Source organism: Candidatus Omnitrophota bacterium (genome assembly GCA_028717245.1).
Classification (GTDB): domain Bacteria; phylum Omnitrophota; class Gorgyraeia; order Gygaellales; family Profunditerraquicolaceae; genus JAGUYA01.
The window spans coordinates 99721-112976 of sequence record JAQUOD010000002.1 but is presented as its reverse complement, the minus strand read 5'-3'; the positions used below and the strand labels follow the sequence as shown (position 1 = coordinate 112976).

General features: G+C 41.1%; 1 pseudogene (running past both ends of the window). It reads right to left on the bottom strand.

The features are described from left to right. Window positions 1–13256: pseudogene (gene malQ, locus PHV44_02100) on the bottom strand (4-alpha-glucanotransferase) (it extends past both window edges: 26237 nt to the left, 57017 nt to the right).

Here is a 13256-nt window from a genome sequence, read left to right as displayed (position 1 = left end):
TATTTAAAATGTCTTTCAATAAATCTATATTGCTCTTAATATTTTTAACCTTATCCTTGTCCCTTTCGGTATTTAAACTGCTAAGCTGACTGTTAAGGTCATTGATGACGTCAGTTCCTTGGTTTCTTACACCTTCCGGTAGCTCTGCAATGAATTCGCGGGCAGAGAGAATAGTATCTAATAGGCTTCTAAGGAAATAAATCCGTCTTGATATTTTAGGTATCTTATCCGGGTCGCTTTCAGCATTCAACTGCTTATATGTGGTCTCGAGTTCAGTGATAATTTGACTCGCTACAGTACATATGAATCCAAATCTAATTCTCTGGAGAAATTCTGGGGTATTAACAACTGCATTTAAAATATCCATGAGCAACACTATTTGTTGTTTAATAGCTTTTACTCGATCTGAATTCCTCTCTAAGTTTAATTGATTAAGCGTATTATTAAGGTCTTCGATAACACGCGCTAGGTTGTTTCTAGTTTCTACGGGAAGACTATTTATTAGTTTATTAGCCTGGACAAAGTAATCAGAAAGTGTTTTAAGTAAATCATCTGTTATCATCTTCCTAATCGCTGTGACTCTGTCTGAATTCCTTTCGCTATTGAGCTGGCTGAGGGTAGGCATAAGTTGTTCATTAATGAATTTATCGGCCTCCTTTCGTATTTCAGGAGAAAGGCCAGCTATAGCTTTATTTACATTATCAAAGGTAGTCAGAATATCTTTGAGAAATTCTATTTGGCCCTTAATGGCTTTAATATTATCCGGATTACGTTCGGTATTTAAGCGACTAAGTAGATCTCTTAGGTTCTGAATAACGTCGTTTCCTTGAGCCCGTGTTCCAGTTGTAAGCCCGGTAACAAATTTTAGCGTTTGGACAAAAACATCCAATATTTCTTTAAGAAAATCTATTTGTTTTATAATTGCTTTTGTATTATCCGGGCCTCTTTCGGTTTTTAACCTTTCGAGCGCAGTGTTTAAGTCTGTAATGACTGTATTAGCTTGATTATTTACCTCAAACGGCAAACCAAAAAGTAACCTATGCACTGCCACAGCAGCGTTCAATATATTAATAAGTAATTCTATATGGGAAATCTTTTGTATTATCTGCGCTTCATCCTGAGTAGCTAACAACAGATTCTTCAAGTCTTCTCTTTCCGTGCCCAAATCAGCAATAATTTTCTTAACCAATCCTTGTACATTTTCAGGTACGCCTTGTATCAATTCATTAGACAATATATAAATATGAAACCCTTTGACGATATGAGCCTGCTTTCTTGTTATCCCTTTATTGCGTAATTCAAGAATTCGTGGCGAATTCTTCTGATTATCTGGAATTAAGCTGACGAACGCATCGACCATAGAGTCAAAGATAACATATATCGTATTCATTGTCCTCCTGGCATCGCCAAAACCTTTCTTATCAAGGAAAATATCTATTTGGCAAAGCAATGGTTGAATTACTGGCATCAAGGAAGGAGGCATATTTCTCTTTATTTCTGCTAATTCTTTTTGAATTTGAGCAAATTCCCACCTTGAAACAATATACTCTGCAATCTTTAAAAGAATGATGACCCCGATAACGCCTCCTATATACTGGATTACAGTTATAAAAGGAACTTCCCAAACAGAGCCGCTTGGTAAAATCAGGGTAAAGTAATCCGGGGTAGGAATAGCCATAAACCAAATCAGGCATATAAACGTCATCAAGGCATAATTTACTATATTCCAGAGGATTCGTTGGGAAGTGCGGTGGTTTTGAATGTGCTTGGACTCCACCAAATTGACTAAGCAACATCTTAAAGCAATAAAGATGCCCACTATGCCTAATGTCCCTATAAAGACGAAAAATGTTCCCGTAAAGACTGAAAATGAGGGGATAATCTTCGCTTCTTTAAGGAAATAACTTGCAATCATTATTCCTATAGCAACAATTATTCCTACGTATTTCCCCAAGGCATCTAACCAACCCCAACCGTCCTTCCACCCACTCTTACCCGGTTTATTCTCCATTAAAAACCCGCCGGCGAATAAAGAAGTGGTGAAAACAAGGGAGATAAACAAAGCTAAAACATTGGTTAAATCCATGCCTAAACTCAAAGCAAGGAAGTTTAATAGAGTGAAGGTGATACCAAGGGCATAGCAGATTAAATAGGTTGTTAGAGGCTTCACTGTTTGGACCTTTTCCCATAATCTATAGTTAGTATAGTTAGCTGCTTTAGAAGTTATAAATTGGAAGTCCGAACCCTTATAACTTAAAACTTGGGAGACAACCTCAATCCCATAGCGAGTGGCAAAAAGGAAGATATCCCTTATTCTTTGAGATAACCATATAGAAAATCCGATAAGCCATCCCCCTAAGAAGAATCCTATTACGCCAAAGGTAAGTAAAGAGAACGGCCATCCTATTAATGGCAACTGAAAAATGAACCATCCCGCCATCAACCCAAAAGCTACGCCAAAAAAAGCTCTTATTTTAGAAAATCCCGTGGATCTACAGGTGTTAAAAAGCCCGTTGAAGGTTAAGATTTGATTAAATAAAATACCTGTAACTAAGAAAAGGGCCGATAGGCCAACAAAAGGCATAAAATCAAAGATAATTGCTAAAGGAATAATTAATATGTTTATAAGCCCAAATGGGTTACTGACATAAAATCTCCTTTCATTTCTAATTGCCAACCTTTCAGAGAGAGGCAATGGCCCAAAATCAGATATTCTTTGCATATAGTAACTTTCCAAGATTTGGTTTATCCGGCCTGACCAGCGCGGGGGAGCCTTATCCCATTCGGCCGTGCTAAAACTCTCCCTGAATTTATGCCCTGTGGACTCGGTTAAGGCCGGTCGCGGCTCTTCATCCAACGCAATAGCATTAGAGGCTGCCTCCCATAGAGCGGCAATATCTTCAGATGCGTAAGGAGCGTTACAGTTAAAAGGAATTAAAGGATATAAGGAGGAACCATTGGAAGGCGTGGTTAAAATATCTCCTAAAAATACACGCTGATTATTCTCCCAACCCGTAGCAGTAAAGTCATTCCAGCCCAATAAAGAATTCCCGTGGCCTTGCTCTACCAAGCGGGAACCGTCTCCTGCGGGCATCACGTAACTCGTAGTATCTCGATAACCAACCATACCAACGATATTATTGGAGATTAATCTTTTAATGTCTTTCACAAACAAATCCAAATTTAGATTGTTGGCATTTCTATCTATGATGTGGAGATATTTAATCTTAGTGATAATATCATAAGGGAGAGTAAATATACCATTCATTGCCAAGGACTTAAAAGTGAAAGGAGTCCCGATATAGGTATAATATGCTTTACCGCCAGAAATTCTTTCGAAAAGCTCACAATATTCTTTGCATGCCTGAAAGGGTCCTCTTACCTTTAAATCTTCAGGAAGATCCTGATGCAAATCAAATTTGTTATCAGTAAGTACTAATAAAAGATTTTTGCCAAAGCCTGCTTCTCTTAAAACAAGCGCCTTTTCTAATATATTAAGAGCGGTATCAGTGTTATCTATTCCTGTTTTCATCACTATTTCTCGATAAATTCTTAAGGCCAACTCTTCATCCGAAGTTAATGTCTTATCAGCTACTTTTGCCATAACCCTCCAGATTGGAATATATTTCGTAAGGAGGCTGTGGAGTAATTCTTTTATTTTTTCTTTCGCTTCTTCATCAGTGAATGACGGCCCACACTTACTCTTCACTTCCTTAACCAACTCAAGAATAGTAGGAACCCTATTGTCTATTAACCAATTTAAGGCATCCATTGTCTCAGTTAGTTTACCTTTCTTACCATCAGGGGCGTCTTCGATATCACTTGCTCTCCTCGCGCCATGGAAAAAGGGACCGACATAGTTAGTCAAAATATAATCGCCGCTTGCTTTAAATTTTTCTATCTCGGCAGGATCAATCTTTGCAGGACCCCTTGTAGGTCTTATTACAGAAGCCAGGGATTGTAATAAAAACCAGATTCCGGAATACATAAGATAAGCGGTATTGAAAAGGACTAATTGCGCCAATGTGGCTCTGAAGAATATGCCTGCCTGGATATGCCCGATAAAATAAGACGCGGTAAAACCTGACATCCAGAGGCTAAGGGCGTAGAATAAAACTATCTGCAGAGAGACCAAAATCACTGTTCTTAGCCTTCCGAAACCTGTTGTTGGCCTAAAATGATAATATAGCGATAGGCCTATTAAAGATTGGCTCCAGGCGGCCCATCCCCAAGCTTCAACCAAGAAAAGAATACCAACAATATTCCTTAAGAACCACTGACCGGTTAAAGAAACAGGAGAAAGTAAGATGAGAACGCCTAAGGCAAGAAAACTAAAGCTGAAAACGCTGCGTATAATCATTTCTATTATACCGAAATAACGCCCGCTGTGAAACTTCGTAATTCCAAATACTATGCTGAACAAAAGAATTGCAGAAATTCCTATAGTTACCGCTGTAAGAGGAAGAGAAGATAAAATGGGAGGCAAGAATGCCAGGCTGGATATATTATATCCGCTGAATATCCAGGAAATAAGAATACCTGTGCCTACAAAATGGGGTAAATAAGCAACTATTTCCGTTGCAAACGGATGCAGAGCCTTAGTTCCTTTAGCAATACCAGAAAATCTTCTTAAGGATACAGGAAATAGACTTAAAAATGTTGCCTTGGGAGACCTTGTGATTATATACAACCCTATAGCCATAACAATATTCAAAAGAATAGGATAGACTCCAAATGCAGCTACAAGATAAACGAATAGGGGTATGGGTACACCCAATACATGTAAGAGAAGATAAGATGCAATTCCTATTATCGGGGATAATATACAGGCAAGGCGTACATTCGAGGGGGCGTCAATAAAATATTTCTTTATTTTAGGATTATATATGCCCATTAAAGTTAAAGCGCTGTATTCACCGGCTAACTTTTTCAATACTTCTTTCATCTTTTCTTTGTCTATCTTTTTCAATATGCCGGCCTCTAGCAATTTTCTCTCAATTATTTCCTTTCTTGCGGGATCTCCACTCGCTCTACTTACTTCATCAAGCCCGATGTCTCCTCTTAATGCACCCCTCCCTGCTTCTCCCACATCTAATCCTAACTCCTCTATTATCTCCTCTCTAATAGGTAAATATGTAAATCCGTCTTTTCGGAGCGTTTCTTTAAAATGTTTAAATTCAAAACCGTCTTTTGCAAAATCTTCTTTAATAATTTTTATAAACTTATCCCTATTATCTAAGTTGCCTTCCAATCCTTTTATAAATTTAGAGATATAATATTTTACTTTATCGTTTATTTCTGCATCAGCCGGACCAATTAGAGAATACTTTGGAGAGGCTTCTACGTTAGGTAAACCAACAATCTTTACTTTCCATTCATCTTTACCGCTTGGCTGTATCTCTATGGCACCCCTTGCTATTTCAGAAGCGTAATATTTTGCCAGGCCTTTTATAAACGTATCTAATTTCTCTAATATTTCTCTCCCCTCCGGGCTATCTTCACGTATGTAATTATTTGCCAAAAACTCATAAACATAACTATAAAGGTGAACTATCTCGGGATGAAAAGCTATTTCAAATTCACCTTTACCTGCGAGGACATTATCAGCAAGAGCGCCACCAGGCATAGAAGCCTTTCCAACGCCTAATACTTTGCTCTGCAACCGTTCATAGGCTTTTTTCGAAATATCATCAGTGAATTTCTTCAATCCACTTCTCTTCCTTCTCTCTTTGTATCTTTTGTAGAGATGAACAAAATAAAAGGAAGGGGCAATTATAGTCAAAATCACAAAAAGCGCTCCCCAGATTATTCCCAATGTTAATCCATTGGAAAGGAATGGTAAGGGCGCATTATTGCCCGAAGCCACAGGTTTTTTAACTAATTTCTTCTCCGCTTCAGGACTTAAGGTCCCTGTTCTTCCGTATTTATCGTATACAATTATTTTTTCTTCCCATTTATTGTCTCCGACTACCCAACTTGGCCAGAGATTTTCGGAATCAAAAACCTGTATTTGTGACCCATCTTCAAGGAAAATAATCTTCTGCAGTTTTTCTATATCTTCTACTCTATTGTCTGCCTTTGAGTAAACAGGCGAGGGATAAGGAACTTTTGTATCAAAATAAATAATTTTGGTATCGGGTATACCCAATAAAAAATCCAGGGGACCGTGCTTGATTTGCCATTCTTCAGCATAAGGTACGTCCATGCGTGTAGGAATATAATATTCGGCAAGTTTATAATTGCCATTTTTGATGGAATATTTATAAACTTCGTTTCCATTCAGGATTACCTTGCTTTCAAAAGTTGCTATTTCTATGCCTCCCGGCTTTAAGGTTATACTCTTTGACAAGACAGTTAAAGGCGCAGAATTCTTAACCCACCACATATTAAGGATAATCTTTGAAGTATTCTCACCAGTAGGAACAACTATCAATAATCCCCTGCCTAACGGGTCGCTGGGTAAGGTGTAGAAGTAAGAAACTGGGCCGGTTTTTTCTGTGGCTTGGATTTCCGTATCTGTGCTCCCCTGCCATAAAATTGGGGTCTTCTTTACCTGCGTAAGCTTTGTATCGGGTGTAATTCCAATGATTATCTGGAAGGCTTTATTGCCGCGATTCTTATAATTATCCGGAATATTATAGATTTTGCCAAGGTTTACGGAAGTAAAGACATTAGAATTATCCTTTTCCCAATCTCCCAGAGCATCTCGCTGGGCCTGGTCTATTTCTCCTATTGCACTCAACTTCATATCTTCCCATAAATCTCTATTATTAGATTCCTTCCTGTAGGCATCTTCCATATCGCGAGTAATTATATCTTTCATAAGTTTTACGCCATCGGTCTGGATATTATCCGCGGGCAGCTCGCGGCCATTTACTACATAGACAAATCTTGTCTTGGCAGGTTCATCCTTAATAGTAGACCACTCATCTACCCAGGTGCGGGTTTCGGGAACCCATCTCTGGGTTACATCGACTGTCTGGCCTAAATTATCTACGTAAGAATATGCCTGCTCTAATTCCACAAAACGGCCTGTTTCTTCATAGGCATAGCCGCCCCAAATATGAGAAGGATACTGCCAACGATACCAAACCTTGCCTGTCTTCAGGTTAGTGTATCTTACCCTGTAGAAGCGCTGTTCATCATCCATACCCAAGCCGTGTTCTACATCCTTATCATCCGTATTCTTAAGCTCTAAGATGGGCTCGCCGCCGGGTGCTTTATCAATAAAATACCCTTCGTAAGGAATCCTGGTTAAGCTGATAAATTGCTTAGTGATAAATATGGTGTTGGCGCGGTCAATAATAACTGAACCTCCCAGCGTATCTCCGGGGACAGCGTATTCATAGAAAATCTCACCGTCAATATTGGATTCTGTCTTAACCAGAGTTAAGTCATTTTCAGTTAAAGATTCTACGGGCTTATTCTTTATCTGCGCTATTACGCCTTTGATATCTGCTTTTTGCGCATCGCTGAAATTATATATATCAGTTACTTTGGCTGATTCCTTAGAATCCATTCTCTTTGCTATTATATATACTTGCTTATTTTCATCTAATAATTGGAGGAGCTCTTTTTCCTTTTCATCCGGCAGATTAAGAAGTTTTACGCCCTCTTTATCCAGCAGCTGAAGAAGCCTTGCTTCTTCCGGCTGATATACATTCACATCCTGGAATTTGGTAATCAGGTATACGTCCTTGAGGTCAAGCGAAGCGCTAATCCTAACCCTGCCAAAGGCATCGAGGGGTTCGCGATAAGTAAAGTTAACTAACTGCCCATCTTGAGTGTAAGTGCCAAACTTTGTGAGTTTAAGCCCGGCGAGCGGAAATGAAGTAAGCGTATCGGTCAGAGGGTCAAAGATTTGGATATTCTCCCAATCAGGGCTCTCGCCTAACATATATGTAATAACGCCTAATGATGGCTGGAACGCGGGTAATGGCTGAGGGTTTTTATAATAAGTTAATACTGCGGATGGGCTTAAGGTTGGAGTTTCGTTATCTTGCGGCTTAAGATATTCGGGTGAAATCTCCTCCGGAGGGGCGCGTTGGCTATTAGCATCTATAGCTACGGTAGGAACATACCCTTTGGATCTATTTGCCCACATCCTCGTAACAGCATCGATTACTTCTTGTTTAGGCGTGCCGTCAGCCCTCCACCATCCAAAGTGCGCCTCATTACCAAATGTATCGGGGTAAACATCAAAAACAGCGCCTGCTGTGGTCTGCCTGTCAGGGGCGCCACCTTTCCAGAATTCATCAAAAGCAGTCATAAATGCTGCGCCTAAGACATTCTTCTTCAAGTTATCCTCATCATCCAAATCATCCAATAAAGATTTCCATATATTTTCTACTGCCCTGGCTTGCGCTGCCAAATCTTCCTTGCCTGTGTATTGATTCCAGGAATCAGCGCCTGTTTCAGAGATATATATGGGTTTACCAGAAGCCGCTATTGCTTCTTCTACGGCCCCTGAAGGATTATCCCAGTGATAAACGTTCAAGCCCCAGATATTTACTGACGGAACTTGCCTGGTTACCAAGCCAAAATCATCTTTAGTGGAAGGGACTCCGTCATACCCGTAGGTTGAGAAAACCAGGCGATTAGGGTCTTTTTGGTGGGTTATTTGGGCTGCTTTCTCTAATGCTTGATAATAAAAATCAAGCGGCTTTATTTTTACGCCGGACGCTTTTGAGGCCTCCTCAGCATCTGCGGCAAAATATTCGGGATGGTAATTATATTCATTGCCATATTCATCTCCTATAATCTCCGGGTATTCTTTTTCTGGTGTGTTCGGGTTGTCTTTATGGGCCTCAATATATGGTATGTAAGTTCCGGTCTTGATATCCGGGCCGGCGATAGGGTTCAAAAGTTTTCCATTGGCGTCAAAAATCGGAGTGCCGGGCTGCCTGTCGTCAAAATAAGGTATCCCCTGAATTACACTGATACCATACTTTCTAAAAGCGGCCAATAAGTCTTCACTAGCCACGACATAAGTCCTTACTGTATTTATCCCTTTACCTTTAAGCCCTGCAATCCAAACTTCTTTTATTGTCCCGTTATTATATTCAACGGAAATAGCGTTTGTATTTTTATCTTTACTGATTATCGCAAATATCTCCCTGTTGTTTAGCCCGTTGTAGTTAGCGGGAATAGTAGCATAATATTTCCCTTTTATATTGGATGCTTCGGTATAAAATTTACCTATATTAGCTTCTGTCAGCTTATCCGCATTATCGTTTTTCCAGGCCTCAACAGCTACCCTATCTTCATCGCGATAAAGATCGAATACGAAATTCACGCGTTCTCCGCCCACCGGAACAGCAGATAAGGTAATAGCCCTAATCTCAAAAGGCTTACTTCCCATGAAAAGTTTTCCCTTATCCAAGGTTACATACGGCATGTCAGAATGAACTGTATAGTTTCCCGAGAAATACCGCGCTATATCCAGCCCGACAGCGCTGGCGGGGACTTGGTATACTCCTTTAGGATAGGTGATTTCTACATTATCGGACCCGATAAATAGGCGCGGCTCTTTTTGGATGCCGTCATATACGAGTATGGTCGTAAATTCATTATCATTTTGGTATACGGTCCTATTGTAAACACGTAAGGGTAGCTTGTCTAAATAAGTGATGAGATTACTAAGCTCTCCCGGCTTGCCAAGTTTATCGGCAAAATTATCCTCTCTTGCCTCTGATAAATCCACTTTGTTATCCTCTAGAATTTTAGTTAATTTATCAGGGGTAATTTCTTCGCCAAGCACATCGGATAATAATTTCTTGTTTGTCTTAATATCGTAATAAGTGGACTCCCTAATGACCTGGGATTCCGGATTATAAATATTGAAAATAACGTAGGCGTTAGAAATAACTGAGCCGGAAACAGCATATTCCCTATAAATAACCACAATGGGGTTAGAATGCGCATAATCATAGATGTCGTATTTGATGACGGGGTTTGTTTTTATATCCATACTCGTGATAGTATCTACCCATATATTACTTAAGCCGTATGTTTCATTAAAACGCTCTATTTGAGGAGGCGTAAGGCCTAAACTTTCAAGCTCGGAAACAGAAGAGCCTCTTCCTTCGCCCTTAAAGCTTACGTTATGCGCCAGATCCCAGTTCCAATGGGTTATTATCGTGTCTTCGCCGTTAATTTTTTCTATCTTCCTGACGGATGTTTCTACATCGCTCAGTATGGCCACGGGCACAGAAGCAGAACCGTCAAAAATCTCAAGCCTCAAGAAATCTTTGCTGGTGGTTGCGGCATTAAACTGATAAATCCAGAAGAGCTCGGAGCCGGTAGCCTCAAGGAAGTATTTCTTCTGTTCATCCGTAAAGACGAACCCCCTCTTTGCAAGCTCACCGGATGTGATAAGGGCTTTTAAATCAGCAAGGGTTGTGCCGTTTGTATTAATCTGTCCGTCTGCGCCAACAAGTCCGCCTTCCTGAATAGGGATAGGGATTTCTCCTCCATTAAAAATTCGATAAGTAGTAATTGTGCTCGGCTGGCCGTATTCACCGGCTGTGCCCGCATAGCCGTATCGAACTCCGTTTTCTCCATAAAGCTGGTTTAGAATCCTGCCTTTAACATCAAAGGTTTGCTGTTCGGTCCGGCCTTCCTGCTCGGCAGAGTTATAATAAATAACATCTTTGCTGACAGTTTTATTCTCAACATCAACGCCCGTAATAATGGTTTTAGTCTTTATTTTTCCCGTATCAACGGCGTAACCGATGCTTATGTGCGGCAGTCCGTATTGGTCAAATGTGCCGTCGTAGATATTATAGGTTACTACGCCGTCCCTGACCTGCATTATCAATAACCCGCCAAAATAGGTATTAGTCTCGGGTTTGCCTTGAGGGACAAAGCTATCCTCGGGGTTATTGAATGGAATGTAATACGCAATTTCTTTAGTAGAGCTGTATTTTAACTGGTCTAAGTATTGCGCAGCCGGAACGCCTACCTTATTAAAGATTCCTGTTATCTTGGCCTCATCAAAGGTTGTTTCAACCGGATTAGAGGTAGCATGATTTTCGCGGCTGGCTTGTAGGCTATAAACCCAGGTTTTCTGTCCGTCCATCCCCACTTCCATATAGCCGCCGAATATATTATCTTTGCCTTCTAAAGCAGCAATATATTGCTCTGTGCCTTTGAGGCCGGGGGTAAAGATTAAAACTTTTTCTTCTTTGCCTTCAACTGTATAATTAGCCGTATACCTTCTCTTCTCATCCGGCCCGCTTATGGTTAGCTTTGCCTTGTGGTTCTCTATCTCTTCCAGGATCTCTTCAGGAGTGAGGACGATAAGGTCCTCCAAATCCTTTATATCTGCGGCGGGATCTTTAACAGTCCAGTATCCCCAGGTGCGCAGCGCCTCTCTTGCCTCTAAACTATTGTCCCTCATTTTCTCAGCCCTATCGTAGTTGAATTGCGCTGCTTTAAGCCCGTATTCTATGACATTTTCATTCTCATTATCAATGTTAGTCCCGTCAGCAAGCCGGTTAATATCTTTAGGTATATCGCTGGCAGTCTGGAAGATTTTTGTAACTATGCCGTCTTTTATTTCGTAACCCCACCCGATGAAATGGGCTTCTCTTATCAGCAGGCTCTCCTCGTTTATTTTTACCGTATAAAAAACAGAGGAGACATCGCCGGTTGCCTTATCCTTCACTGTCCATTTGGTTTTATCACGCGATGCCACTTGAGCAGGATCAGGCAGCTCCTCTTTGGTATAGGTGCTGCGGGAAATGTCAATTACCGTGCTTGCCCTGCCTAAACCGCCAAAAGCCGGTATCTGATGTTTGGGCTCGGTCTCTGTGCTGCTCATCGGGGTGTAGAATTCATCCACTTGCCCGGTCGGGCTGTATACTACTGTCCACTTGGATTTAGATTTAAAACTATCGGAAGCATCAACTAAATCTTCCCGCACATAAGTATTTTCTAAGGCGTAAAGCAGGTTATTAATAACAGCCAAGCCGCCGCTTCGCGGGAATTGATGCGCAGAGTCACCGCTATAGATTGAGGCCGTAAAGAAAAAGCTATTGGCATATCCTGTTTTCATATCCCATAATGTCCATCTGACGCTGTCCCCGCCAAGCGGCGTAATAGTATAACTGCCTTGTAAGGCAGATGGTATCCTGTCAATTGCCGCCAAGCCGCCGGAAGACGGTAATGGATTTGAGCTTACAACAGAAGTCGCGGCTGTATAGAAGGATGCAACCAGATTTCCAGAACCTACATCCACGACTCTCCATCTGACTACGTCGCCCGATATATCCATAGCGTAGCTATTCTGTAAGGCAATGGGTAGCTTGTCAAGTGCCGCCAAGCCGCCGGAAGACGGATACTGATGCGCTGCGTCAACATTAGCAGCAGGGACATTGACGGTGTAGAAAGTAGCAATAATATTACCTGTGTTTACGTCCACCACTACCCATCTGACGCTGTCGCCAACTATATGCATACCGTAGCTATTCTGCAAGGCAACAGCTATATTATCAATCGCGCCTAAGCCGCCGCTGGAGGGAAACTGGTGACTCGCATCAGCTGCTGTCTTTGCGGTATAGAAGATGGAAACCTTGCCCGTAGCCGGATCTACTGACACCCATTTGACATTGTCAGCGCCCACCACAAAGCTATAATTATTATTCATAGCAGTAATAATATTATTTACCGCGCCTAAGCCGCCGGTCTTGGGGAATGTATGGGCGGCATCAATAGTAGCGGATACGGGAACAGAAAAAGTGCTTACCTTGCCCGAAACCACATTCAGCACTGTCCACTTTACTAAATCGCCCTGGACCTCAAATGAATAATCGTTATTCATAGCATCTATCATATTATTAATTCCCTCTAACCCGGCTGTGTTATCAGGATAAGCAACAACTTTAAGCCCTGCCGGCGCATAAACTGTGCCCATACCGAATATATTCAGGGCAACAACTTTGTCATTCATAACTTTCATATTCCCGCCCTTAGTCATATAATTCAAGAAAGCTTTAGCAACATCCACGCCGGTCATAGCCACGCTCTCGCCTACATTAAGCGTGCCTCCGGAAAACCCTCCATAACCAATCAAATTAACCGCGCCGCCTGAAACTTCATGATAAGCTATCTGATATTGTGAAACTCTTTCTATATAGCCGCCTTTCTGCATCAGGGTTACGTAACAATTCGCTCCGTTTAAGCCCGGCTCATAGCTTGTCCCTTCAGATACATACATTCTATAGTCAAATGGATTAGCGTATATTACCGAGCCA